This window comes from Kitasatospora sp. NPDC096147 (genome assembly GCF_044763225.1).
In the GTDB taxonomy this organism is placed as follows: domain Bacteria; phylum Actinomycetota; class Actinomycetes; order Streptomycetales; family Streptomycetaceae; genus Kitasatospora.
In genome coordinates this window covers 35,366-60,832 of sequence record NZ_JBIWFX010000016.1, presented here as the reverse complement: position 1 = coordinate 60,832, position 25,467 = coordinate 35,366, and the positions used below count along the sequence as shown (strand labels likewise).

The following is a 25,467-nucleotide window of genomic DNA, read 5'->3' as shown; positions in this document are numbered from 1 at the left end:
TTGGTGCCCGCCACCGCGCGCGACGCGGTCGAGCGGGCGGACGACGCGGTCGACCGGCTGCTCGAGTCGGGCCGGGGTCCGGAGGCGGTGCTGGTCCTGACGGTGGGCGAGCCCCACCCCTGGCAGCAGCACGAACTCTCCTTCGGGGAGGAGCGTTACTGGGCCCAGCTCACCGAGGGCGGCGACGTCTTCTACGCCGACGCCGGAGCGGCCAGGCTGGCCGCCCGCCCGGTGGTGGTCCTGGTGGTCAACGCGGCGACCGGCGGTGAGCGGCTGGCGAAGGCCGCCCGCACCGCGCGGGAGCTGGCCGGCGAGCTGCTGCTGGTGTGCGGCGAGGCCGGTGCGGTCAACCCGCTCTTCCCGGACGCCCAGCGCCCGGTGGGCGTCTGACGTTCCATCGGCACGGTGGCCGCTCCGAGGTTCCGGGGGCGGCTGCCGTGCCCTGCCCGGCCGGGCCCGCTGACCGGGAGGGCCGCTTCCGCCGTGCTCCGGCCGCCCTGGGCGCTCGCGCTCCGGACCGCCTCCGTTCCGCGTTCCTCCGGACGGTTACCCCCGGAGGAACGCGGTGGTGCGGTGCCCGGCGTGGTCGTGCCCGGTGGTGCGTCAGCCGGCCGCGGTACGGCGCAGTGGCCTGACCGGGTCGGCGGTGCGGCCGCTCCGGGAGGGGCGGCTGCGCGGGGTGGTGCGCGGCGCGAGTTCGGTGACGGTGTGCACCGGGCCGTCCGACCAGGAACCCGAGTGCGGCGTCCGGCCGTTGCGGCCGTCCCCGAGGGACTGCCAGCCGCTCGGGGTGAGCGCGATGTACGAGCCGCAGCGCAGGCCGTGCAGTGCGGCGGCGTCGCGCAGCGCCCACATCCAGGCACCGTCCTGCTCCGTCCAGCCGGGCGCGCCCTCGCGGCAGCGCAGCAGGACCGCCGTCCGGCTCGGCCGGGCCAGCCGGAGGTCGTGCGGGGTGACCAACCGGAGGTGGGTGAGGATCTCGTTCCGGTACTGCCAGCCGTCCTGGACGTGCTGACGGGAGGGGAACGAGGCGGAGGCGGTGACCTGGTGCAGGGCGTCCAGCACCGCGACCACCGTGGTGCCCGGCTGCGGGAGGTGACGCTGGTGCAGCTCGGCGACGAACTCGCGCGGCGTACGGAGCAGCGGGACGTCGGCCTCCGCCCAGCCCTCGAGGTCGAGCATGCGTCTCCGGGAGAACCGGGGTCGGTCGCTGCCGCTGATCACGATCCTCCTTCCCGGCCCGTCGCCCGCGTGGTGCGGGGCAGGCGGGTAGCTGCGTACGCCGAAGGCCGGGTCCTCCGGACCGGGCTCTGGGTACCTCCCAATTCTCAGGTCAGAACGGCCGAGCGGCAACGATGAAATGACGAACGCCGCCCGAATGCCTATGGTCTGCCGGATATATTCCACCTCGGGTCGACTGCCATTCGGCTGACGGCGGGTCGGATCCGTCAGGTTCGTCCTCACGGGTCGTCAGGTGTCGCCGTCACGGGTCGTCAGGCCTCCCGTCCGTCGCCTTCCGTCACCCTCCTCCGCCGCGTCCCCTCGCCCTCCTCCGTCCCGGCGTCCTCCCGGGGGCCGGCCCCGATCACGCCTGGACCGCGAGGGTCAGCGGGAGCACCGGGCCGGTCCCCGCGCGGCGGAGCAGCCGGGCCGCCACCGTGACCGTCCAGCCGGAGTCGACCAGGTCGTCGACCAGCAGGACCGGGCCGGGGTTGGCCGCGATCGCCTCCTGCAGCTCGCCGGGGACCACCAGGGCGCCTGCCAGCGAGTGCAGGCGCTGCGCGCTGTTGCTGCGCGGGCCGTGCGGCGGGCGGCCGTCGGCGTAGGAGACCCGGCCGAGCAGCGGCAGCCGGCCGACCTCCGAGATCCGGGCGCCCAGGGTGGCCACCAGCTGCGGTCGGCGGGCCGAATCCACCGTGACCACCCCGACCGGACGGGCGAGCCGCCCCCCGTCGGCGTCCTCCGGGCCGGCCCAACCGCCGGGGCCGCGCGCCCAGTCGGCGAGCACGCTGACCATCGCGTCCAGCACCTCGGCCGGGACCGGACCGTCCGGGGCTTCGTCGGCCAGCAGGCCGCGCAGCCGGGTGCCCCAGCCGATGTCCGACAGCCGGCCCAGTGCCCGGCCGGTCTCGGCCTGCTCGCCGGCCGGGATGCGGCCCTTCAGCGGCACCCCGATCGCCTCCATCCCGGTCGGCCAGAGCCGGCGCGGCTCGAAGCTGACGCCGGGTCGGCCGAGCGCGGCCCGGGCGGCGGCCATCGCCTCCTCCGAGACCTCGGCGGAGCGGCGCTGCCCGGTGCAGTTGTCGCACCGGCCGCAGGGCGCGGCCTGCTCGTCGTCCAACTGCCGGCGCAGGAACTCCATCCGGCAGCCGCCCGTGGTGGCGTACTCCCGCATGGCCCGCTGCTCCGCGGTGCGGGACTCGGCGACCTTCGCGTAGCGGGCCGCGTCGTACGTCCACTCCTGCCCGGTGGAGGTCCAGCCGCCGCGGACCCGGCGGACCGCACCGTCCACGTCGAGCACCTTGAGCATGGTCTCCAGCCGGGCGCGGCGGAGGTCCACCCGGGTCTCCAGCGCGGCGGTGGAGAGCGGGCGGCCGGCCTCGGCCAGCGCGTCCAGGGTGCGCCGCACCTGCTCCTCGGCGGGGAAGCCGAGCGAGGCGAAGTAGCGCCAGATCGCCTCGTCCTCGCGGCCGGGCAGCAGCAGCACCTCGGCCCGGTCCACCCCGCGCCCGGCGCGGCCGACCTGCTGGTAGTAGGCGATCGGCGAGCCGGGCGAGCCGAGGTGCACGACGAAGCCGAGGTCCGGCTTGTCGAAGCCCATGCCGAGGGCGGAGGTGGCGACCAGGGCCTTCACCCGGTTCGCCAGGAGGTCGGCCTCGGCGGTGCGGCGCTCGGCGTCCTCGGTGCGGCCGGAGTAGGAGGCGACCGGGTAGCCGCGCTGGCGGAGGAAGGCGGTCACCTCGTCGGCGGCCGCCACCGTGAGGGTGTAGACGATGCCGGAGCCGGGCAGCTCGGCGAGGTGGTCGGCCAGCCAGGCGAGGCGGTGCGCGGGGTCGGGGAGGTCGAGCACGCCGAGGCCGAGGCTCTCGCGGTCCAACGGGCCGCGCAGCACCAGGGCGGTGCCGTCGGACCCCTCGCCGCCGCCACCGGTGCCCAACTGCTCGGCGACGTCGGCGGTGACCCGGGCGTTGGCGGTCGCGGTGGTGGCCAGCACCGGGACGCCGGGGGAGAGCTCGGCCAGCATGGTGCGCAGGCGGCGGTAGTCGGGGCGGAAGTCGTGGCCCCAGTCGGAGATGCAGTGCGCCTCGTCGACCACCAGCAGGCCGGTGGAGGCGGCCAGCTTGGGCAGCACCTGGTCGCGGAAGTCGGGGTTGTTCAACCGCTCGGGGCTGACCAGCAGGACGTCCACCTGGCCGGCCGCCACCTCGGCCTGGATGTCGTCCCACTCCTCCGGATTGGCCGAGTTGATGGTGCGGGCGTGGATGCCGGCCTTGGCGGCGGAGTCGACCTGATTGCGCATCAGGGCGAGCAGCGGGGAGACGATCACCGTGGGGCCCGCGCCCCGGGCCCGGAGCAGTGCGGTCGAGATGAAGTAGACGGCGGACTTCCCCCAACCGGTGCGCTGCACCACCAGGGCCCGGCGGTGGTCGACCACCAGGGCCTCGATGGCCAGCCACTGGTCCTCGCGCAGGACGGCGGCCGGACCGGCCAGCTCGCGGAGCACGGCCTCGGCCCGGGCCCGGACGGCGGCGCGGTCGGTCGTCGGGGCCTCGGCGCGGCCGGGGGCGGTGGCGGGGTGCTGCGAGGGCTCGGTCATGGCTCATGGATACAGGCTCGGAGCGACAGGGCGCGAACAGCCCGGGTGGGCGGACCGCAGTCGGTTCATCAGGACATCATCCGAGTGCGGTCCATTTGTACCTTTTGGTCGGTTTCGGCAATGGGCCGAACGGGGGAGCACATGCTGGACCCCCCGACTTATCCACAGGAAATGGCTGTTCGACGGGGTCGGTGCAGCTCGCGCGGGACGCTTCCGGACATGAACAACGAGGAGCACGTCATCCAGTCCGCCACCTCGCCGGCAGGCCAGTACCCGCTCCGGATGCGCGGCCCGGCCGACATGGCCGAGATGCTTCCCTACCTGCTCGGGTTCTTCCCCGACGACAGCATCGTCGCGGTCGGCCTCCAGGGGCCGATGCTCCAGCAGGGCGGAGTGATCCGGCTGGACATCCCGGCCGACCCGGCCGTCTGGCCGGCGGTCGCGGCCGACACCGCCAGGCTGCTGGTCGGGCTCTCCGAGCAGCGGGACCAGCGCCCGGAGCAGGTGCTGATCTACCTCTGCCGGGACGTCGAGGACCCGGCGGACCCGGCCGGGCGCGGGACCGGACCGGCCGGTCCCACCGCCGCCCACCGGCCGGGCTCGGGGCCGCCCCCGTCACCGCTGGTGCTCCCCCGGGGCGCGCCCGGCTTCGACCGGGTGTGGCCGCCCGGGGCGGACCGGGGGCAGCCGGCGGATGCCGGGGGGTCGGGGCGGGGAGCACCTCCTGACGGGCCGTCGGCGGAGCCCGTGGACGGTCCCGGGGTGGTGGCACTGCTCCGGCCGCTGGCCGATCTCCTGGCACAGGAGTTCCGGGCGGCGGGGGTGGCGGTGAAGGAGTCGTTGTGCGTCTCGGACGGGAGGTGGTGGTCCTTCCTCTGCGGTGAGGCGGGCTGCTGCGATCCGGAGGGCGTGCCGATCCGGTCGATCCGGCTGCCCAGCCCGATCGCGGCTGCGGCTGCCTACGCCGGGGTGGCACCCCGCGGCAGTCGCAAGGCGATCGCCGCCGGGCTGGCACCGATCGGGCCGCCGGGCGAGGACGTCCACCGGGAGGCGCTCGAACTGGCCGGCCCCGAGCTGATCGGTGAACTCGCCGGGCCCGGTGGCCGGTTCGCGACCCTGGAGCAGACCGCCGAGCTGCTCGCCGGAGCCCTGGCCGACTTCGGCGGCGGAGCCCGCGAGCTCGACCCGGCCCGGACGGCCCGCCTGCTGGTCGGCCTCCAGGACAAGCTGGCCCGGGACCGGGGAGCCGAGTACGCCGAGCCGGACGAGCTGGTCCCCGCCCAGCGCCTGTGGCGCTACCTCGCCCGCCGCTGCGTCCCGCCCTTCGAGCGGTACGCCGCCCCGCCGCTCACCCTGCTCGCCTGGACGTCCTGGCTGGCCGGTGACACCGCCACGGCCCGGGTGGTGCTGGCCAGGGTGCTCGACCTCGACCAGACGTACACCCTGGCGCAGCTGCTCTACGAGTCGCTGAACGGCGGCTTGCACCCGGGCGAGCTGCTCGACCGGGTCCGCGCGGAGCGCGAGGCCCGCCGCCAAGTGGACGCGCTCCACCGCCCGGGCGTGGGGACGCCTCCGGGCACCGGAGCCAGGGCAGGGGCCGGTCCGGCGGACCCCGGGGAGGGGACGGAGCCCCGAGAGGGCCATGGTGCGGCCGGTCCTGACGGTCCGTCCGTTCCGCTAGGTGAGGGACCTCCGAGGGCCGGCCAGGGGCAGGGGCAGGGGCAGGGGCGGCAAGGAGGGCGGGGAGCAGCCCGTCCCGGCGATCCGCCCGGCTCAGGTGGAGGGGAGCCCGGGCGGGCGGGGCCGGGCCAGGGGGAGGCGGGCGGGGGTCGGAGGCCCGCCCCCGGAGCTCCCTCCGTACGACCTGGCGGGAGCTCTCCGGACGGCGGGGCCGACGTCCTTGACGATCCGTCCGCGTCGCGCGGTGATCGGCCGTCTCCGCCCCCTTCGGGAGACCAGGGGCCCGAGCACGGGGAGGGCGGCGGCCGGAGGGGAGGTGGTCCGGGGGCGTCTGCGGGCGCGGCCCGGCGGCGGGGTGGCCGGGGCTCGCGGGGCCGTGCCGGCCGGGGCGGGTACGGTGGCGCGGCCCCCGTGCCGGAGCCCGGTGACGAGCCGCCCGGCGGCCGCCGGACGGCTCGTCGGCAACCGCGCTCGGCCCGCCGCGGGGGCCGCCTCCAGGGTGAGCGCCCGCCGGGTGGAGACCCGGGGTTCGGCGACGAGCCGGCGGGCTCCGGCCGAACCCACCCCGAGCCGGCCCGCCGCACCCGCCGGGCGGGACGGCCCGGCTGAGACGCCCCCGGCCGACGGTCCGGTCGCCGGAGGTCTGGCCACGGTCCTCGGCCCCGGCTCCCCGACCTTCGGCCCTGACCGCCGGGCCCGTGGGCTAGAGCTCGCCGCGCGCCATCCGGATCAGCCGGTCGAGCACGGCACCACCACTCACCCGGAGGCCGTCGTGCTCCCACTCGTTGGTGACCCAGACCCGCGTCCCCGCCACCGCGTCCGCGGTGGCCAGCGAGTCGGCGGTGTCCACGTAGAGATCGTCGTGGTAGACGGCCGCGTACACCGGCACCCGGTTGGCCGCGAGCCGGGCCGGGTCGTAGAGGTCGGGCCAGTCGGTCCGGTCGGCGAGCAGGTGGGCGGTGTCCCGGAGCGGGCGCAGCGCGGGGTCGTTCTCGAACAGTGCGGGGTAGATCATCTCCCCGGTGAAGAGCACCGGCTGACCGGCGGTCAGTGCCGCCGCCGCGTCGAACTCGGGGAACTCCTTCCGCACCCGCTCCGCCGCCCAGGCGGTGCCCCCGGCGTCCACCGAGCGCTGCCCGTAGATGGATTCGTGCAGCACCGCGTACATCGGCCCCTGCGCGAAGGAGAGGTGGGACTGCACCCCGGCCAGGAAGGTGTCCGAGAGCTCCGGCCCGTCGACCCCCTCCACCCAGGCCTCCTCCAGCAGGTAGTGCAGCACCTGAGCGCCGCCGCCGGAGCCCAGCAGCAGCCCGAGGCCCTGGAACGCCTCCACGGTGAGCACCCCGCCGTCCGGCAGCTCGGCCGGCTGCCGGACCAGGCTGCCGGCGATCCGCTGCACCGCCGCCACGTCCTGCGGGTAGCGCGCGTAGTAGGCCTTGTTCTTCCGGACGTTGCGGGGGTAGGCCGCCCGGTAGACGTCCTCGGCCGAGCTGCGCAGCCCCGCCAGCCCGCCGGTCACGAAGGCCTCGCGGACGCCGTCGGGGGCGATCGAGAGGTAGGTGAGGGTGCAGAAGCCGCCGTAGCTCTGGCCGAGCAACGTCCACTGCCCCTGCTCACCGAGCAGCTGACGACGGATCAGCTCGGCGTCCCGGACGATCGAGTCGGCCCGGAAGCGGGTCAGGTACTCGGCCTGCTCGGCGGGGCCACCGCGCCGGGCCAGCGTCTGGCGGTTGGCGGGGGTGGACCGGCCGGTACCTCGCTGGTCGAGCAGCAGCACCCGGTAGTCGTCCAGGGCCCGGTCGACCCAGGCGTCCCGCCCGGCCGGCCGGTTGGCCTTGCCACCCGGCCCGCCCTGGAGGAAGAGCAGCCAGGGGAGGTCGTCCTGCTCACGGCCGGCGGCGACCACCTCGCGGGCGTACACCTCGATCTGCTCGCCCTCGGGCGCCTGGTGGTCGAGCGGGAGCCGGAAGACGTGGTCGGTGGTGACGATCCCGGGCAGTCGGGTGGGGGTGGACATACAACTCCTCGGTACGCACTGGTCACGGACGCGGAGCGGCGGGCGCCCACGCTGTTCCCGGTGCGCCCGCCGTTGCCCCCGCACCGTATCCTGACGCGGGCCGTGAGTGACCTGGCGCCGGCCGGTGGCCACCGGCCGGACGGGTCCTCCGCGGTGGGACTCGCGGTCCGCTCCCCGGGGGAGGTGCGGGACGCGGCCGACCAGGGAAGACCTGTCGGCGGACCGGTACGGCGTGACCTGTGGGAGGGGCGGTGCGTTCAATCTGCTGGGCGGCACCTGCGACCGGAGGTCCGGGCCGACGCCGCGCGGGCGGCACCGGCGCCGCCCGGGACGACCGCAGCAGGGGAGCGACCTCCTGCGCACGGCCGGGCGGTGGACGGCCTGCGGCAGCCGTGGCAGGCACCGGCGCGGCCGGGGACCGGGGGGCGGTTCCGGCCGGGGCGGAGGGGGGCCCGGCGGGCGGTCCCACCGGGGCCGGAGCCGTCCGCAGCGGGGCGGTGGCATCCGGCCGGAGGGCACGGACCGGCCACCGGGGGCGGGGGACGGCGCGGGGGAGCGCCGCGTCCCACCGATGTCGGCTCCGGCCGACCTGCCGACGGGCGGCCCGCCCGGAGGCTCGAACGAGCAGCACGAGACCGTGATCGAGGACATGTCCGGCCGACCGGCAGCACCGCCGTCGTCCGGTCGAAGAAGGAGCATCAGGTGAACGACCCGAGGCAGTTGCGGGACGCACCGCCCACCCCCGGGTCTGCCGCACCGTCAGTTCCCGTTCCCGCCCCCGCCCCGGTCACCGCCGGGGACGGGGGGACGGTGAGCTCCTTCGCCCCGCCGCCGGCCGTCGGCCGGTACGGGACCGGACCACTCGGTGCGGAGCGCTCGGACCCGACGGCTCCGGCCCTCTCGGACGCGTCGGCTCCGCTCTCCGCGCCAGCCGCAGGGGGGCATGCGCGGGCGCTGCGCGCCCCCGGCGCAACTCCACCGGCAGCCTGGCCCACCGACGCCCCTCTGGCCGCCGCGCCGCCCGCACCCACCACAGCACCCTGGGGGCCACCGCCCGCCCCCGGCACATCCGCTGACGCCCCGTCCGGATCGGCCCGCCCGCACCCCGAACGCCTGGCGGCCCCGCCCCCCGGCCCGGGTGCCACCGGGCTCCCGCACACCTCCGGCGGGGCCCCCGGGACGCCCTACGGCCCACCCCCGGGTACGGTCCCCGGTGGTCCTCCCGGCGGTCCTTCCGGTGGTCCCGGCGTCCCTGCCGGGGCGTCACACACGCCGCCCGGCGGGGTACAGCTGCCCGGCACCGGGGCAGCCGGGGCGGGGCGCCCGCCCGGCCCGTTCCGCCCGCAGCCGCCCGCCACCCATGCCACGGTGCTCTGCGTGAGCGCCCCGGCCATGGCCATCTCCGGTCTGGACGGCCAACTGCGCGGTCAGGCCCTGCACGGCTTCTACCGCTCCGGAGTCCGGGCCCTGGCCCGGATGGAGCTGCGCCTCGGCGGCATGGAGCCGCTCTCCCTCCAGGGCACGCTGACCTCGGCGGCGGAGGCCCGCTTCGTGGGCGCCGTCCGGGTGCCCGGCGATCCGGATCCGGATCCGGCCCTGACGGTCGAGCGGCTCCGGCACGCCAACGGGGTGGAGACCGTGACGGTGCGGAACACGGGCCTCAGGCCGGCCCGGATACCGCTCGAGATCACCCTCGGCACCGACCTCGGCCAGCTCGCCGAGATCTCGGCGGGGCAGCGCCTGGCCGACCTTCCAGGGCAGGTCCAGTCGGCCGGGCTGCGCTGGGCCGGTCCGCAGCACAGCGCCACCGTGGCGGCCCGTCCGTCGCCGCACGCCGTGCTGGCCGGGGCCGGGGTGCTGCGCTGGGACCTGGAGGTGCAGCCGGGGGCCCGCTGGTCGGTCGAGCTGACCACCGCGTTGGAGACCAACGCGGCCCAGGGCGCCCCGCGCCCGCCCACCGGCCGCGGGGCCGGTGTGCCGCTGCCCTGGTCGGAGCCCGAGGTCCGCTGCGACGACGCCCGGGTCGGGCTGCTGGTGCCGCGCTCGTTGGACGCGCTCGGCGGGCTGCTCCTGGCCGATGCCGACCGGCCGACCGACCTCCACGCGGTCTCCGGTGCACCCTGGCGGTTCGGGCTGACCGCCGCGGACGCCCTCTGGGCGGCCCGGCTCACCCTGCCGCTCGGTACCCGCCTCGCGGCCGGCACCCTCCGTGCGCTGGCCCGCCGTCAGTCCGCCACCGGTCCGCAGGCCGGCGTCATCCCCGGGCCGCTCCGGCACGGTGGCCCGGAGCTACCGCCCTCCTGCACCGCGACCGAGGCCACGCTGCTGTTCGTCACCCTGCTGGCAGAGGCGTGGCGGTGGGGCCTGCCCAGGCAGGAGGTGGCCGAGCTGCTGCCCGCCGCCGAGCGGGCACTGGCAGCCCTCCGGAGCAACGTCACGGACTCCCCGTCCCGGTCCGCTGCCGACGGTGCGTCAGTCGGCGGCCCGTCAGCCGCCTTCACCGGCTCGCCGTACGGCGGCCCGCCCGGTGGCCCCTCCGGTGGCCCGGTGGGCGTCGAGGCCGACGGTGCCCCGGCGGGGCCGGTCGGGTTCGTGACCGACCTCGGTCGGTCGGCCGAGGAGCGGGCGGCCCGGCCGGTGCCGGCCCGTTGCGAGGTACAGGCCCAGGCCCATCGGGCGGCCCTGCACGGGGCCGAGCTGCTGGAGGCGTTCGGCCGCCCGGGTGCCGCCGCGTGGCGGTCCTGGGCGGCGGGGCTGCGCGAGCGGTTCCGGGAGCAGTTCTGGATCGACGACCTGTCAGGGGGGCGCCCGGCGGCGGCCCTGCTCGGTCCGGGCCGCCCGCTGCCCGCCGTCGCCTCCTCCTTCGTCCACCTGCTGGACCTCGGCCTGGCCGCCGAGGGCGACCGCCACGAGGGTCTGCTCGACCGCGAGCAGACCCGGGTGCTGGCCCAGCGTCTGGTCACGCCGGAGTTCGACTGCGGCTGGGGCCTGCGGACGCTCAGCGCCAAGTCGCCCCGGTTCAACCCGCTCGGCCACCGCAGCGGGGCGGTCCGGGTGCACGAGACGGCGCTCGCGGTCGTCGGCCTCACCGAGGCCGGGTTCGAGCGGGAGGCGGGGCTGCTGCTGGAGGGCCTGCTCGACGCCTCCACCCACTTCGACGGTCGGCTGCCCGAGATGTACGCGGGGGAGCAGCGGGTCACCGGATGCCCCCCGGTCCCGCACCCGGCCGCTTGCCGCCCGGCCGCGCTCTCCTCGGCCGCCGCCGTTCACCTGGTCACCGGGCTCGCCGGGGTCCGCCCCGACGTCCCGGCCGGCCGGGTCGCGGTCCGCCCGGCCAGCACCGCCCCGCTCGGCGAGCTGGAGCTCGGTGGTCTGCGGGTGGCCGGGGAGCCCTTCTCGGTGCGGATCAGCCGGATCGGCGTCGCGGTGGTGGAGGAGGCGTCGCCCACCCTCCAACTCGGGACCCGCTGAGCCGGCAGGACGGGCTGTCCGCCGACCCGGACCGCCGCCCCGGGTCCGCTCGGAGCGCTGTCCACGGCATCGCTCCGAGCGGGTTCCCCGACTGCTGCCCCGGGCCCGTTCCCGGCAGTGCCCCGAGCGCCGTACCGGGCCGTTCCGAGGGCGCCGCCGGGACGGTCGCTCCGTGGACGCAGCACGGTCCGACGCACCCCGTCGGGGCCCTGTCCTTATCGTCAAAGAGACGACTATGATCGTCCCCATGTCGCGTTATGACCCGTCGGCCTTCCCCCCGTTCGCTGTCACGGTCGACCTGGTGGTGCTGACGGTCAGGGAGCACGCGCTCTGTGCCCTGCTCGTCCGCCGGGGCGAGCCGCCGTTCCAGGGCTACTGGGCGCTGCCCGGCGGCTTCGTCCGGCTGGACGAGGGGCTCGGCGAGGCGGCCTCCCGGGAGTTGGCCGAGGAGACCGGCCTGCGGGCCGTCTCCGCCCCCGGCCAGGGCCCGAGCACGGTCGGCGCCCACCTCGAACAGCTCGCGACCTACGGCCACCCGCAGCGCGACCCCCGCATGCGGGTGGTCAGCGTGGCCCACCTGGCACTGGCCCCCGACCTCCCGACGCCGCGCCCGGGCGGCGACGCCAGCGGAGCCCGGTGGGCACCGGTCGGTGACCTGCTCGGCCCCAGCCCGGCCGAGGGCGTGCCGCTCGCCTTCGACCACGGCAAGATCCTCGCGGACGGCGTCGAACGAGCCCGCTCGAAGATCGAGTACTCCTCGTTGGCCACCGCCTTCTGCCCGCCGGAGTTCACCGTCGGCGAGCTCCGCCAGGTCTACGAGGCGGTCTGGGGCGTGGCCCTCGACCCCCGGAACTTCCACCGGAAGGTCACCGGCACCCCGGGCTTCCTGGTCCCCGCAGGAGGGACGACGACCCGTCAGGGAGGCCGCCCCGCCCAGCTGTTCAAGGCCGGTGGTGCCACCGTCCTCAACCCGCCGATGCTCCGCCCGGAGTCCTGAGCGGCACCGCGGCGGCTCCGTCCCAGTTCCGCCCCCCGTGGCTCCGTCCCTCGCAGCCCCGTCTCCGCTCCGCACGCCCGGGTACCACCCGGGCGTGCGCCCGGAGCTCCGTACGTCCACTGTCCCCTGATCGAGTGAGGTGGGCGGCGACGCTGCCCGCCCCGCGTCCGTAATGCCCGATTTCCCTGCCTGCTCGCCCTACTGTGCTCCAGCGGGGCGGAAGAGCTCCGCTGCCCGGTCGGCCGAGACAGGAGCAGGCAGCGATGATCCAGATCACCGGACTGACCAAGGTCTACCGCCGGGGCCGCCTGCCGGCCCTGCTCGATCTCACCTTCGACGCCCGTCCGGGTGTGGTGACCGCCCTGCTCGGTGCCGAGGGGGCGGGCAAGACCACCGCACTGCGGCTGATGGTCGAACTGGAGCGTGGCCAGGGCGTCACGCTGTTCAGCGGCCGGACCTACCGCAGACTCCGTCACCCCGAGCGCGAGGTCGGCGTGCTGCTGCCCGAGGGCGGTCAGGGCAGCGGCCACCCGGGCATGCGGGCCCGCGCCCACCTGCGGATGCTCGCCGCCGCTGCCGGGGTCCCGTCCTCCCGTGCCGACGAACTCCTGGAGCAGACGCGGCTGGCGGGCGTGGCCGGCCACCGCCTGCGCTCCTTCTCGCCCGGCATGCACCGTCGGCTCGCCCTCGCCGCCGCCCTGCTGGGCTCGCCCGGCACCCTGCTCCTGGACGGTCCGACCGAGGGCCTCTCGCCGCGCAACACCGAGTGGTTCCACTCCTTCCTGCGCTCCTTCGGCGTCTCCGGTGGCACCGTCCTGGTCACCACCCGGACTCCGCAGGAGGCCGCCGCACTGGCCGATCGGGTGGTGACGCTCGATCAGGGGCGCCTGGTGGCGGACCAGCCGGTCTCCGAGTTCCGCCGCACCCGTCTGCACCCCGAGGTCTCGGTCCGGGGGCCGCAGATGGCCCGGCTCGCCGACCTGCTGACCGAGCAGGGCCACCAGGTCCGCCGGGACGGCGGCACCGGCATCGCGGTGAGCGGCCTGACCCGCACCGAGATCGGCGAGCTCGCCTACCGCCACGGCATCCTGCTGCACGAGCTGGCCGACCGGGTGGTCGAACAGCCCGTCCCGTACCCGGTGCTTCCCGCCTCCTCCGGCCGCTCCGGCCAGGTGCACCCCATCCCGGTGCCCGCCACGCCGTCCGGCCTGGTCCCCGGCGCGGCCGACGCCCCGGGTGCCCCGGCCACCACCTCGGCGGCCCGGGCCACGGTGGCCGCAGGCGCTGCCGTCGGTACCGGGATCCCGCAGCCCGCGGAGCAGGACCAGGAGCAGACCGCCGTCCTGCTCGCGCGCCCGATCGCCCCCGGCGTCCACCCCGTTCCGGCCCCTGCCCAGGCCTCCGGTCAGACGCTCGCCCAGGCTCCGGCTCCGGCTCCGGCCCAGGCCCAGGCGCCCGCCCAAGCCGGAGCCCCGGCCGGAGCCCAGGCGAAGGTCCGACCCGAAGCCGTCCCCCGCACGATCACCCTGAGTGGCCGTCAGCTGTTCCGCGACGAGCGCCCCGGTGCGGCCCCGCGGCCGGCCCGCCGCACCGCCCGCCCGGACCTCCCGGGCAGCGCGGCCGCCCAAGGCCCCGAGAGCGCCCAGGGCCCCGAGCGCACCCAGAGCACCCCGACCGCTCGGACGGCCCCGACCACCCCGACCACCCACGAGCCCCGGAGCGAGTGACCGTGCGCGTACTGGCCTACGAGCTGCGCCGCCTGCGCGGCCTCCGCTCCACCTGGCTGATCCTGGCCGCCGTCCTGCTGGTCGACGCGGCGGTGGCCGCCGTGCTGGCCCGTCAACTGCCGGGCGGGGAGCTGGGGCCGACGGCGGCCGTCCGCTGCCTGACGGCGGTCGTCCCGCTGCTGCCGCTCCCGATCGCCGCCCTCGGCGCGGGGGCCCTCGGGGCACTCTCCTACGGGCACGAGGTCCGGTACCCGGGGCTGGTGGCCGGCCGGGTCTCGTTCGGGCGGAGGTGCCGGCTGCTGATCGGGAAGCTGGCCGTCACCGGCCCGGTGGCGGCGCTGCTCGCCACCGCCACCGTCCTGCTGAACGCGGCGGTCGTCCTGGCTGGCGCCGCCCCGGGTGCCGGGACGGCCGTGCTGACCGACCCGGCGTCGGCGGCCTTCGCCGAACTGCTCCGTCCGCTCGGGCTGTTCGTCGGCCTGACGGTGCTGGCCGCCTGGTCCGGGCTGCTGCTGACCTCGCTGCTCCGCAGCGCGGCGGCCGGCCTGCTGGTGCTGTGCACGGTGCCGGCCCTGCTCGAACCCGCCCTCACCCTGCTGCTGCGCCGCAGCGGTCGCGGCTGGCCGGCCCAGGCCCGGGAGCTGCTCCCGTTCCAGTACGGCCTCGACCTGGTGCGGGGCGTCGATCCGCAGCGGCTCGGGACCGGCCCGGCAGTGGACGGCACCTTCGCCGCCGCCGTCCTCGCCCCGATCGCGCTGCTGCTGGTGGTGGCCGTCCTCGCCCAGGTACGCCGCCGCGCGCTCTGAGGTGGGGCCCGCCCGGATCCGGGCGTGCCCGGCCGTGCCGGACCGGACCTCCCGGCACCGCGCCGGGGCCCTCCGCAGCCCGAACGACCGTCCTCCGCAGTGCTGGTGACACCCCGTCACCAAGATCGACCGGACCGCGATGATTTGGGGGATTCTGCCTGATAAGAAGTCAATTATCCGGTCACGGGCGATCACCCTTTCGTGTGCTTTTCACGAGAATTCTCAAGGCGGGCCCGCCGATCGCCGACAAAGGAGCTGTGAGTACCCTTGCGCACCCCACCATGAACGCAGCTCGCCCCTCCGACGCAGTCGCCCCCGGCGAGCTGGACCGCTTCTCCTACGCCGAACGGCCCACCCCGCCCGCCCCCCGCTGGGAGGGCTCCGAGGTCGACCTGCGGGTCGGCCGCAAGACCACCAGCAGCCGGGGCCGGGGCCTGCACGGCCAACTGGTCCAGCAGCTCGGCCAGATGATCGTCTCCGGTGACCTGGGCGCCGACCGCCCGCTGGTGCCGGAGGAGATCGGTCAGCGGTTCGAGGTCTCCCGCACCGTCGTCCGCGAGTCCCTCCGGGTCCTGGAGGCGAAGGGCCTGGTCAGCGCCCGGCCGAACGTCGGCACCCGGGTCCGCCCGGTCGCCGACTGGAACCTGTTGGACCCGGACATCATCGAGTGGCGCGCCTTCGGCCCGCAGCGCGACGAGCAGCGGCGTGAGCTGTTCGAGCTGCGCTGGGCGATCGAGCCGCTCGCGGCCCGGCTGGCCGCCGGCCACGGCCGCGAGGACGTCCAGCAGCGGCTGACCGAGCTGGCCGAGGTGATGGGCCACGCCACCGCCCAGGGCGACATGGTCAACTACGCCCGGGCCGACGTCGAACTGCACGCCCTGGTCCTGCAGATGGCCGGGAACCGCATGCTGGAGCACCTCTCCGGCATCGTCGGCTGCGCCCTCCAGGTCTCCGGCGGTCCGGCCACCGCCTGCGAGCGGCCGTCCGACGCGGCGGCCAGCCTGCACGCCCGCCTGGTGGACGCCCTGGGCACCGGCGACGGCACCGCCGCCGAGGCCGCCGTCCGTGCCCTGCTCACCGTGCACCCCGAGGTCGAGCACTCCGTCCCGGCCCCCCGCGAGCACTGAATCCCCCGCCGGACTCCTCTCCCGAGTCTCGGGCGGACCCCCGGTTGACCCTGGTTGACCCCCGGTTGACCTCCGGCTCGTCCCCGTCCGGTCCCCACCCGATCGCCGGTTGATCCGCACGCCGTCCGCAGTCCGCCCGCCGTCCGGTCGTCCTCCAGGGGCGAGCGGCCGGAGGGCGTCGAGCGGGGTGCGGGAGGCCCGGAAGACAACGATCCGAGCACGGAAATCCGTCGGTACCCAATGGCCCTTCAGTCGCCGACCCCCGCGACTGAGGGGCCATGGCCGTCCCCGGACCTCCCGGCGCCCCCGTTCCGGCCCTCCCCGTGCCGTCGGTGTGACGGGCGCCACCAAGGGCATGCGTAACACTTGAGGAGCGGCGGCGATGTGTACGGAGCGGAAGCGGCTCCGGAATACCACCACCGTGTCAGAATGCTGTGTTGGTCTGCGGCGCCGCTGCCGTCCTGCACACCCCAGTCCCCAAGCCCGAGCCGGTCGGATCCGGATCCGTGCGCCTTCCGCGCGGGACCGCTCCCGTCGGCTCGGCGGCCGGTACTGGTGTCGAGTTCACTCATCGTCCGAGAGGTTGTTCGTGTCGGCCAGCACATCCCGTTCGCTCCCCCCCGAGATCGCCGAGTCCGCGGCTCTGCTGGCGCTCATCGAGCGGGGCAAGGCCCAGGGGCAGATCGCCGGTGACGACGTGCGTCAGGCTTTCGAGGCGGACCAGATCCCGGTCACCAAGTGGAAGAACGTCATGCGCAGCCTCAATCAGGTGCTGATTGAGGAGGGTGTGGACCTCATGGTCAGCGCGGCGGAGCCGTCCGCCGCGAAGCGCAAGGCGACCGCGACCAAGAGCGCCGCCAAGCGCACCGCCGCCAAGACGGTCACCACGCGGACCCCGTCGGCCCCGTCCAAGCCGCCGGTGCGGATCGCACCGTCCGCCACCCCGGCTCCGGCTCCGGTGGTCGCCGAGGTCCGGGTGATCGAGTCCATCGCGGGCATCGCCGAGACCACCGAGGCGCGCGCCGCGGTGGCCAAGAAGGCTGCCGCCCCCGCGAAGAAGGCGGTGGCCAAGAAGGCTGCCGCCCCCGCCAAGAAGACCGCCGCCAAGAAGACGGCCGCCACCAAGACCACCAAGGACGGCGAGGAGGGGCTGCTCGGCGAGGAGGAGCTGCTCGAGGACGCCGCCCTGCCCGGTGACAAGGAGGCCGGCGGCGCCGAGACGCCGGAGGAGGAGACCGACCAGGGTTTCGTCCTCTCCGACGACGACGAGGACGACGCCCCGGCCCAGCAGGTCGCCGTGGCCGGTGCCACCGCCGACCCGGTCAAGGACTACCTGAAGCAGATCGGCAAGGTCCCGCTGCTCAACGCCGAGCAGGAGGTCGAGCTCGCCAAGCGGATCGAGGCCGGCCTGTTCGCCGAGGACAAGCTCTCGGCCGCCGACAAGCTCGCCCCGAAGCTCAAGCGCGAGCTGGAGATCATCGCCGAGGACGGCCGCCGGGCCAAGAACCACCTGCTGGAGGCCAACCTCCGCCTGGTGGTCTCGCTGGCCAAGCGCTACACCGGTCGCGGCATGCTCTTCCTGGACCTGATCCAGGAGGGCAACCTCGGTCTGATCCGCGCGGTCGAGAAGTTCGACTACACCAAGGGCTACAAGTTCTCGACCTACGCGACCTGGTGGATCCGGCAGGCCATCACCCGCGCGATGGCCGACCAGGCCCGCACCATCCGCATCCCGGTGCACATGGTCGAGGTCATCAACAAGCTGGCCCGCGTGCAGCGCCAGATGCTCCAGGACCTGGGCCGCGAGCCCACCCCGGAGGAGCTGGCCAAGGAACTCGACATGACCCCCGAGAAGGTCATCGAGGTCCAGAAGTACGGGCGCGAGCCGATCTCGCTGCACACCCCGCTCGGCGAGGACGGCGACAGCGAGTTCGGTGACCTGATCGAGGACTCCGAGGCGGTCGTGCCGGCCGACGCGGTCTCCTTCACCCTGCTCCAGGAGCAGCTGCACTCCGTCCTGGACACGCTCAGCGAGCGCGAGGCGGGCGTGGTGTCGATGCGCTTCGGTCTCACCGACGGTCAGCCGAAGACCCTGGACGAGATCGGCAAGGTCTACGGCGTGACCCGCGAGCGGATCCGCCAGATCGAGTCCAAGACCATGTCCAAGCTGCGCCACCCCTCGCGCTCGCAGGTGCTGCGCGACTACCTGGACTGATCACCGGTCAGGTACCAGGACACCCCGGAAGGCCCGGAGCGGTTCACCACCGCTCCGGGCCTTCCGGCGTTCCCGGCCCGCCCTCGTCCCGCGCCCCGGGGCACACTCACCGGGGCACAGTCACCGGTGCGCCCGCGCGACGGTCGCCGTACACCGCCGGTGCACGGCACTGCGTCAGCCGGAGGACCGCGCGGTCGCCCGTCCGGGTACACCCGGCGCGCGCGGCCCCACGGTAAGTGATCACTCCACTACGCTGTGCCGGTTGCTGCCCGCCGACCGACCTTGGAGAACTCGGTGCCGCCCACCCCGGACGCCCGCCCGACCCCGCCGTCCCGTCGTCGCCACCGCCGCGCGGTCGCCCTGGCGCTGCTCGCCTCGATGCCCGCCCCGCTGATCGCGCTGGGCGCGGCCGCTCCGGCGAGCGCGCAGCGCCGGATCGTCGGCGGGCAGAACGCGAGCACCCAACAGCTGCCCTGGATGGTCGCCCTGGCGAGCCGTCAGCAGTTCGGCAACTCGCGGTCGGGCCAGTTCTGCGGCGGCGCGCTGATCTCGCCGACCAAGGTGGCCACCGCCGCGCACTGCTTCTACGACGAGTCCAACGGAGCCCGGGTGAACCGCCCCGGCCTGCGGGTGGTGATCGGCCGGGACGACCTGGGCCGCACCGGCGAGGGCCGCGAGGTCGAGGTGCGCGAGGTCTGGGTGCACCCGCAGTACGACTTCAGCCGGAACCTCAACGACGTGGCGGTGCTCACGCTGGCCGAGCACCAGGGCGACCGCCCGGTGATCGAGCTGCTGCACCAGGGCGAGACCGAGCCGTACGCGCCGGGCACCCGGGCCACCGTCTACGGCTGGGGCGACACCAAGGGCAACGGCAGCTACTCCCGCACGCTGCGCGGCGTGGACGTGCCGATCGTCTCGGACCGGGTCTGCGGGGACGCGTACGCGCACGGCAAGGACGGCTCCTACGACCCCCGGGTGATGGTCTGCGCCGGGGAGCAGAAGGGCGGCAAGGACGCCTGCCAGGGCGACAGCGGCGGCCCGCTGGTGGTGCAGGGCCGGCTGGCCGGACTGGTCTCCTGGGGCACCGGCTGCGCGGACGCCCGCTACCCCGGGGTCTACACCCGGATCGCCGCCGTCTCGGACGCGGTGCGCTCCCGGATCTGAGCGGTCCGGCGCGGGGCGGCACCCTCGCGCGGACGCGCTCCGCATCCACGCGGCGACGCTCCGTCAGCTGTACGGGCCCCGGGAGCTGACGGAGTGTCGGAGATCACCCGGCCCCGGTCGGCCGGTGGTGGCTCCGGCGCGCGGCCGAGCCGATCGGCCGGGTGTGCCCGCCACGGGTGCGGACGCGCGGTGCGCAAACGCGACGGAGCCGGACGATCACCCCTGGTAGGGGCCTCGTCCGGCTCCGCCGGTCGGCCTGCGGGGCCCGCCTGTGCGGGCCGCAGGCTCAGCGCTCGTCGTCCGGCGCGCTGTTGCTGCTGGTCTCGGTGAGGCGACCGGTCTCGTCGTGTATCTCGGTCGCGATCTTCTTCAGCTCCGGCTCGAACTTCCGCCCGTGGTGGGCGCAGAAGAGCAGCTCTCCGCCGCTCGCGAGTACGACGCGCAGGTAAGCCTGGGCGCCGCAGCGGTCGCAGCGGTCAGCCGCGGTGAGCGGGCTCGCAGGGGTCAGAACAGTAGTCACGTCGCCTCTTCTCTAGCTCGACGAGCTGTCGTACCAGGGTCAACATCCAACCAGGCCGAAAACGTTCCCGCTCGTGGCTTTTCTTCTCTGAGGATTCTGCTGTGTTGTTGATGAGGACGTGCCCAGGGCGTCGGCGGTTCATGCCTGTCGACTTCCAGGACTCGCCATTCGGCTCGAACTCCCGAACGGGCCGGGGGTCGAGGTCCGCGTAGCATAATCCTCTGCTGGGTTGGAGCATAAGCCCCGTCCGCGACACCGGTAGCCTGCATAACGCCTGCTCCGCAGCCCCTCCGGGGGCCGACGGTCCGACAGGAGCCGTGGTGGCGGGAGGAGATGGCGCTCCGGTGTCACCGGAAACGGCCCGGCCCGTGTTCGCGCAGCGCGTACAAGCTGCGGAGGGCGGACCGGATGTGTCTCAGGCATTGGGAACACTGTGGGGGTCGGCCGTCAGGCAGCGGGCCGAAGTAAGACGAGTCAGAACGTCATTGAGGAGTGCACACCGCGTGAGCGCCGAACCGACAGCGTCGTCCGCCCTGCTGGCCGGAGACGACGGCTCCAACTACACCGCTCGGCACCTGCTCGTCCTGGAGGGGCTGGAGGCGGTCCGCAAGCGCCCCGGCATGTACATCGGGTCGACCGACAGCCGCGGACTGATGCACTGCCTGTGGGAGATCATCGACAACGCGGTGGACGAGGCCCTCGGGGGGCACTGCGACAAGATCGACGTCGTCCTGCACGAGGACGGCTCGGTCGAGGTGAAGGACAACGGCCGCGGCATCCCGGTGGACGTGGAGCCCAAGACCGGGCTCTCCGGCGTCGAGGTCGTGATGACCAAGCTGCACGCCGGCGGCAAGTTCGGCGGCGGCTCGTACGCCGCCTCCGGCGGCCTGCACGGCGTCGGCGCCTCGGTGGTCAACGCGCTCTCCGCCCGGCTCGACGTCGAGGTGGACCGGGGTGGGGTGGTGCACGGCATCAGCTTCCGGCGCGGCACCCCCGGCATCTTCACCGAGCTCAGCCCGGACGCGCCGTTCGAGGCCGGCAGCGGGATGACCAAGAAGGGCAAGGCCCCGCGCGGCCGGACCGGTACCCGGATCCGCTACTGGGCCGACCGGCAGATCTTCCTCAAGGACGCCCGGCTCACCCTGGAGACGCTGCACGCGCGGGCCCGGCAGACCGCCTTCCTGGTGCCCGGCCTGACCATCGTGGTCCGCGACGAGCGTCTGACGGAGAGTGAGAAGGTCGTCACCGACACCTTCCGCTACGACGGCGGCATCGGGGAGTTCTGCGAGTACCTGGCCCCGGACAAGCCGGTCTGCGACGTGCTCCGGCTGCGCGGCGAGGGCAGCTTCAAGGAGACCGTCCCGGTGCTGGACGAGCTCGGCCACATGACCCCGACCGAGGTCACCCGGCAGCTCGGGGTGGACATCGCGCTGCGCTGGGGCGCCGGCTACGACACCACCCTGCGCTCCTTCGTCAACATCATCGCCACCCCCAAGGGCGGCACCCACGTCACCGGCTTCGAGCGCTCGCTGGCCAAGACGGTGAACGAGGCGCTGCGCGCCGCCAAGGTGCTCCGGGTGGCCGAGGACGACGTCACCAAGGACGACGCCACCGAGGGCCTGACCGCGGTGGTCACGGTCCGCCTCGCCGAGCCGCAGTTCGAGGGGCAGACCAAGGAGGTGCTGGGCACCTCGGCGGCCAACCGGATCGTCGCGGCGGTGGTGGCCAAGGAGCTGAAGAACTTCCTCTCCTCCACCAGGAAGGACGAGAAGCTCCAGGCCCGCGCCGTGCTGGAGAAGGTCGCGGCGGCGGCCCGGACCAGGGTGGCCGCCCGGCAGCACAAGGAGGCACAGCGCCGGAAGACCGCGCTGGAGACCTCCTCGCTGCCGGCCAAGCTGGCCGACTGCCGCAGCGACGACGTGGAGCGCAGCGAGCTGTTCATCGTCGAGGGTGACTCCGCGCTCGGCACCGCCAAGCTGGCCCGGAACTCGGAGTTCCAGGCGCTGCTGCCGATCCGCGGCAAGATCCTGAACGTCCAGAAGGCCTCCGTCTCGGACATGCTGAAGAACGCCGAGTGCGCCTCGATCATCCAGGTGATAGGAGCGGGCTCCGGCCGGACCTTCGACATCGACCAGGCCCGCTACGGCCGGGTCATCTTCATGGCCGACGCCGACGTCGACGGCTCGCACATCCGCTGCCTGCTGCTCACGCTGTTCCAGCGCTACATGCGCCCGATGGTGGAGCAGGGCCGGGTGTTCGCCGCCGTGCCGCCGCTGCACCGGATCGAGCTGACCAGCCCCAAGCGCGGCCAGGAGAAGTACCACTACACCTACTCGGACGGCGAACTCCGCTCCACCCTGCTGGAGTTCCAGCGCAAGGGGCAGCGCTGGAAGGAGCCGGTGCAGCGGTACAAGGGCCTCGGCGAGATGGACGCGGACCAGTTGGCGGAGACCACCATGGACCCGCGCCACCGCACCCTGCGCCGGATCAACCTGGGCGACCTGGAGCAGGCCGAGCGGATCTTCGACCTGCTGATGGGCAACGACGTCGCCCCGCGCAAGGAGTTCATCGTCGACTCGGCGGCCACCCTGGACCGCTCGCGCATCGACGCCTGAGCGCCGCAGCCGCCGTGAGCCCCCGTCAGCTGACGGGGGCTCACCTGTTTGAGTGAAGGTATCTGCAATGCCTGCGGGCGCCGGACGGACCGTCCCATCCTGGAACGATCCGGGCGTACCGGAGGGTCACCCTCCGGCCGCCGACGCCGATCCTGGAGCAGCTCGTGGCACAACAGCAGACGGCCCCCGTCCCCCCGGTGGAGGTCCGGCCGGGCACCGAGCGGGCCGAGGTGTTCCGGGCGGTCCAGGACAGCGAGGCGTTCCAGCGGATCCGCCGGGGCTACCGGGGGTTCGTCTTCCCGGCGACCGGTGCCTTCCTCGCCTGGTACCTGCTCTACCTGGTGGCCCAGGCCGCCGCACCCGGCCTGATGGCCCGCCAGCTGGCCGGGCCGCTGAACGTCGCCTGGCTGCTCGGCCTGCTCCAGTTCGCCTCCACCTTCCTGCTCACCTGGCTCTACGTCCGGCACGCCCGCACCTGCCGGGACGCCGCCGCGCTGGAGCTGCGCTGGGACACCCAGGACCAGCTGCGCCCCTCGGACGGCCTGCGGTGACGGGCACTCAGCACCACCTGGCCATCGGCCTGTTCGCGGTGATCGTGCTGGTCACCCTGGGCATCACGCTCTGGGCCGGCCGCCGGGGCCAGGCCGCCGAGGAGTTCTACACCGGCGGCCGGGAGTTCAGCCCGCTGCAGAACGGCTTCGCGCTCTCCGGGGACTACCTCTCGGCCGCCTCCTTCCTCGGGGTCACCGGCCTGATCGCGCTCTACGGCTACGACGGCGTGCTCTACAGCGTCGGCTTCCTGGTGGCCTGGCTGGCCGTGCTGATGCTGGTCGCCGAGCTGGTGCGGAACGCCGGGCGGTACACCCTGGCCGACGTGCTGGCGGTCCGGCTGCGCCGCCGCCCGGTGCGGGCCGCCGTCGGCAGCGCCAGCGTGGTGGTCTCGCTGCTCTACCTGGTGGCCCAGATGGTCGGGGCCGGCAGCCTGGTCGCGCTGCTGTTGGGCACCGGCAGCGGGGCGGCGAAGACCTGGGCGATCGTCGCGGTCGGCGGCCTGATGATCGTCTACGTCACGGTCGGCGGGATGAAGGCCACCACCTGGATCCAGATCGTCAAGGCCGTGCTGCTGGTGGCCGGTTCGGCCCTGCTCACCCTGCTGGTGCTGATCCGCTTCCGGGGCGACCTGGCCGGGCTGATGCGCTCCGCCGCCGAGCACAGCGGGGCCGGCCCGGCCTACCTGCGGCCCGGCCTCAAGTACGGCGCCACCACTGCCAGCCGGCTGGACCTGATCTCGCTCGGCCTGGCCCTGGTGCTCGGCACCGCCGGGCTGCCGCACATCCTGTCCCGCTTCTACACCGTGCCCACCGCCCGGGCCGCCCGGCGCTCCACGGTCTGGGCGATCGGCTTGATCGGCGGCTTCTACCTGATGGCCATCGTGCTCGGCCTGGGCGCCGCCGCCCTGGTCGGCAGCGCCGTCGTCCGGGCCGACAACCCGGCGGGGAACACGGCGGTCCCGCTGCTGGCCCAGGTGCTCGGCGGCGGCTCCTCCTCCACCGGCGGGGTGCTGCTCTTCGCGTTCATCTCGGCCATCGCCTTCGCCACCATCCTGGCGGTGGTGGCCGGGCTGACCCTGGCCTCCTCGGCCGCCTTCGCGCACGACCTCTACCTCGGGGTCTGGCGCCGGGCCCGGGGCGGGACGGAGCTGACGGCACGCCAGGAGGTGGTGGTGGCCCGGGGCGCGGCGGTGCTGATCGGTGCGGTGGCGATCGTGCTCAGCCTCTTCGCCCAGCAGCTGAACGTGGCCTTCCTGGTCGGCCTGGCCTTCGCGGTGGCCGCCTCGGCCAATCTGCCGACGCTGCTCTACAGCCTGTTCTGGCAGCGCTTCACCACTCGGGGCGCGGTCTGGTCGGTGGCCGCCGGGCTGACCACGGCGGTGCTGCTGGTGGTCTTCTCCCCGGTGGTCTCCGGCACCCCGGCCTCCGTCCTGCACGGCGTGGACTTCCACTGGTTCCCGCTGGAGAACCCGGGGCTGGTGGCCATCCCGGTGGGCTTCCTGGCCGGCTGGCTCGGCACCGTCACCTCCCGCGAGCCGGCCGACCGGGACGGCTACGCCGAGCTGGAGGTCCGTGCCCTGACGGGGGCGGGCGCAGCCTGAGCGGGCCGGTCCGGCCGCCCGAGTCGGCACCGGGGCCAACGCCAGGGTGGATCGCCGGGGTGGATCGACCTCGTCCGCACCTCCACCACCGGGATCGTCGCGGTAGCCGCGGAAGTCGCCGACCGACGGCCGGGCCGAGCGGGTCCGGCGCCGGTGAGAGCCGAGGCCGGGCCCGGGAGCGGCGGGGCTCCGGTCAGCCGAGGGCGGTGAGCGAGGTGACGTCCATCCGGGACGGGCTGGCCGGGGTCTTGCCGCAGCTCTCCGCCCGCGGCGGCTCGCTGACCCCGGCCGCCACCTCGACCAGCCAGGACCGGCCGTCGCCGTGACGGACCGTCACCCGCCAGCCGCCGCCCTCGGCCGGCTGCTGGCTCAGCGTCAGCGCGTCGGCGGCGGTCTCGCCGGTCACCTGCCGGACCGCCTGCTCGGCGGCCTGGCCCGGCCGGTCCCAGTACGAGCGGCCGCGCGAGAACTCCGGCACCACGTGGCCGTCGGCGGTGGCCGCCAGCACCTCCTTGGCGCCGGTCGGGCTCAGCCGCCCGTAGGCGTAGCCGTAGGGGAGCACCAGCATGGTGGGGGAGAAGCGGTGCCCGCCGAGGTGGGTCACCTCCCAGACCTCCGCGTGTCCGGCGGCGGCCAGCTCCGCCGCCAGCGGGCGGCCGAGCAGCGCGCAGCAGCGGTCCCGGCGGCCGTTGGTGCACACCAGGGCCAGTGGGTCGCCGGTGTGCTCGGCGCCGAAGCCGCCGTGCTCGCCCGCACCGAGGGCGGCGAAGTCCAGTGCCAGCAGCTCCGCCGGATCCCCGACGCTGCTGCGACGGACCCAGGACCGGCCGGGGGCGGTGTGCGCGACCACCACCTCGTGCCGGGCGCCCGGCAGGCAGTCCGCGTGCCGGCCCGGGCGCCGGATCAGTGCCACCCGCACGCCGGTGCCGGCGGCGGCCGCGTCCAGCGCACGCCCGACGGCGGGTGCCAGGTGACTCTCGGTCAGGGCCTTGGCGCCCCACGGGCCGGTCTGCTCCACCAGCAGCCAGGTGGTGGCGGTGGCGGCGGTCGCCGAGAGCGGCTCGGTCAGTTCGCGGGACAGCGTGGTACAGGTGCTCACGGGGCCAAGGCTACGCGCCCGGCGGGTCCGGCCCCGCTGAGCACGGCCCTCGTCCGTGTG

At 74.9% G+C, this 25,467-nt stretch carries 17 protein-coding genes; 12 read left to right on the top strand and 5 right to left on the bottom strand.

Annotated elements, in window-relative coordinates; translation table 11 throughout:
- The first annotated feature begins 3 nt into the window (after positions 1 to 3).
- Positions 4 to 390 carry a hypothetical protein gene (locus tag ACIRBX_RS33055; protein ID WP_402302877.1) on the top strand — a complete coding sequence of 129 codons (387 nt, stop codon included), beginning with the start codon at positions 4 to 6 and terminating at the stop codon, positions 388 to 390.
- 213 nt (positions 391 to 603) lie between these two features.
- Here the strand turns inward: ACIRBX_RS33055 and ACIRBX_RS33050 are convergent, their stop codons facing one another.
- The gene (locus ACIRBX_RS33050) at positions 604 to 1,182 is read right to left on the bottom strand and encodes a hypothetical protein (RefSeq protein WP_402302876.1); all 579 of its coding nucleotides are present in this window, start codon (positions 1,180 to 1,182) and stop codon (positions 604 to 606) included.
- A 403-nt stretch (positions 1,183 to 1,585) separates the two neighbouring features.
- The gene (locus tag ACIRBX_RS33045; RefSeq protein WP_402302874.1) at positions 1,586 to 3,817 is read right to left on the bottom strand and encodes a DEAD/DEAH box helicase; all 2,232 of its coding nucleotides are present in this window, start codon (positions 3,815 to 3,817) and stop codon (positions 1,586 to 1,588) included.
- 219 nt (positions 3,818 to 4,036) lie between these two features.
- Between ACIRBX_RS33045 and ACIRBX_RS33040 the strand changes: the two genes are divergently transcribed.
- Positions 4,037 to 6,106 carry a DUF4192 family protein gene (locus ACIRBX_RS33040; protein WP_402302872.1) on the top strand — a complete coding sequence of 690 codons (2,070 nt, stop codon included), beginning with the start codon at positions 4,037 to 4,039 and terminating at the stop codon, positions 6,104 to 6,106.
- 94 nt (positions 6,107 to 6,200) lie between these two features.
- Here ACIRBX_RS33040 and ACIRBX_RS33035 read toward each other — a convergent pair whose 3' ends face one another.
- Complete coding sequence (locus ACIRBX_RS33035) at positions 6,201 to 7,514, bottom strand: alpha/beta fold hydrolase (RefSeq protein ID WP_402302870.1); 1,314 nt, start codon at positions 7,512 to 7,514, stop codon at positions 6,201 to 6,203.
- Between the two features lie 1,377 nt (positions 7,515 to 8,891).
- On the opposite strand from ACIRBX_RS33035, the gene ACIRBX_RS33030 reads away from it, so the two are divergent.
- The 7 genes from ACIRBX_RS33030 to ACIRBX_RS33000 all read left to right on the top strand — a co-directional run bounded on the left by ACIRBX_RS33030 (position 8,892) and on the right by ACIRBX_RS33000 (position 19,021).
- Complete coding sequence (locus ACIRBX_RS33030; protein WP_402302869.1) at positions 8,892 to 10,985, top strand: glycogen debranching N-terminal domain-containing protein; 2,094 nt, start codon at positions 8,892 to 8,894, stop codon at positions 10,983 to 10,985.
- 247 nt (positions 10,986 to 11,232) lie between these two features.
- On the top strand, positions 11,233 to 11,982 hold the full coding sequence (locus ACIRBX_RS33025) for an NUDIX domain-containing protein (protein WP_402302866.1): 750 nt from the start codon (positions 11,233 to 11,235) through the stop codon (positions 11,980 to 11,982).
- Positions 11,983 to 12,245: 263 nt separating this feature from the next.
- The gene (locus ACIRBX_RS33020; protein ID WP_402302863.1) at positions 12,246 to 13,709 is read left to right on the top strand and encodes an ATP-binding cassette domain-containing protein; all 1,464 of its coding nucleotides are present in this window, start codon (positions 12,246 to 12,248) and stop codon (positions 13,707 to 13,709) included.
- Positions 13,706 to 14,515 carry a hypothetical protein gene (locus tag ACIRBX_RS33015; RefSeq protein ID WP_402302862.1) on the top strand — a complete coding sequence of 270 codons (810 nt, stop codon included), beginning with the start codon at positions 13,706 to 13,708 and terminating at the stop codon, positions 14,513 to 14,515. The genes ACIRBX_RS33020 and ACIRBX_RS33015 overlap by 4 nt, the downstream gene beginning before the upstream one ends.
- Before the next feature lie 257 nt (positions 14,516 to 14,772).
- Complete coding sequence (locus ACIRBX_RS33010; protein WP_402302860.1) at positions 14,773 to 15,642, top strand: FadR/GntR family transcriptional regulator; 870 nt, start codon at positions 14,773 to 14,775, stop codon at positions 15,640 to 15,642.
- Positions 15,643 to 16,225: 583 nt separating this feature from the next.
- Positions 16,226 to 17,857 (top strand): RNA polymerase sigma factor, encoded by a 1,632-nt coding sequence (locus ACIRBX_RS33005; protein ID WP_402302858.1) that lies wholly within the window; start codon positions 16,226 to 16,228, stop codon positions 17,855 to 17,857.
- Positions 17,858 to 18,151: 294 nt separating this feature from the next.
- Positions 18,152 to 19,021 carry a S1 family peptidase gene (locus ACIRBX_RS33000; RefSeq protein ID WP_402302856.1) on the top strand — a complete coding sequence of 290 codons (870 nt, stop codon included), beginning with the start codon at positions 18,152 to 18,154 and terminating at the stop codon, positions 19,019 to 19,021.
- A 286-nt stretch (positions 19,022 to 19,307) separates the two neighbouring features.
- On the opposite strand, the gene ACIRBX_RS32995 is transcribed toward ACIRBX_RS33000, so the two are convergent.
- Entirely contained in the window at positions 19,308 to 19,541 is a 234-nt protein-coding gene (locus tag ACIRBX_RS32995; protein WP_402302854.1) for a hypothetical protein, read from the bottom strand.
- Between the two features lie 503 nt (positions 19,542 to 20,044).
- Between ACIRBX_RS32995 and ACIRBX_RS32990 the strand changes: the two genes are divergently transcribed.
- The 3 genes from ACIRBX_RS32990 (at position 20,045) to ACIRBX_RS32980 (ending at position 24,308) form a co-directional block, all read left to right on the top strand.
- Positions 20,045 to 22,156, top strand: coding sequence for a type IIA DNA topoisomerase subunit B (locus ACIRBX_RS32990; protein WP_402302853.1), 2,112 nt, complete (start codon positions 20,045 to 20,047; stop codon positions 22,154 to 22,156).
- A gap of 164 nt (positions 22,157 to 22,320) precedes the next feature.
- The gene (locus tag ACIRBX_RS32985) at positions 22,321 to 22,707 is read left to right on the top strand and encodes a DUF485 domain-containing protein (protein WP_402302851.1); all 387 of its coding nucleotides are present in this window, start codon (positions 22,321 to 22,323) and stop codon (positions 22,705 to 22,707) included.
- Complete coding sequence (locus ACIRBX_RS32980) at positions 22,704 to 24,308, top strand: cation acetate symporter (RefSeq protein WP_402302849.1); 1,605 nt, start codon at positions 22,704 to 22,706, stop codon at positions 24,306 to 24,308. Before ACIRBX_RS32985 ends, ACIRBX_RS32980 begins: the two co-directional genes overlap by 4 nt.
- A 193-nt stretch (positions 24,309 to 24,501) precedes the next feature.
- On the opposite strand, the gene ACIRBX_RS32975 is transcribed toward ACIRBX_RS32980, so the two are convergent.
- Positions 24,502 to 25,407 carry a sucrase ferredoxin gene (locus tag ACIRBX_RS32975; RefSeq protein WP_402302848.1) on the bottom strand — a complete coding sequence of 302 codons (906 nt, stop codon included), beginning with the start codon at positions 25,405 to 25,407 and terminating at the stop codon, positions 24,502 to 24,504.
- Positions 25,408 to 25,467 lie beyond the last annotated feature (60 nt).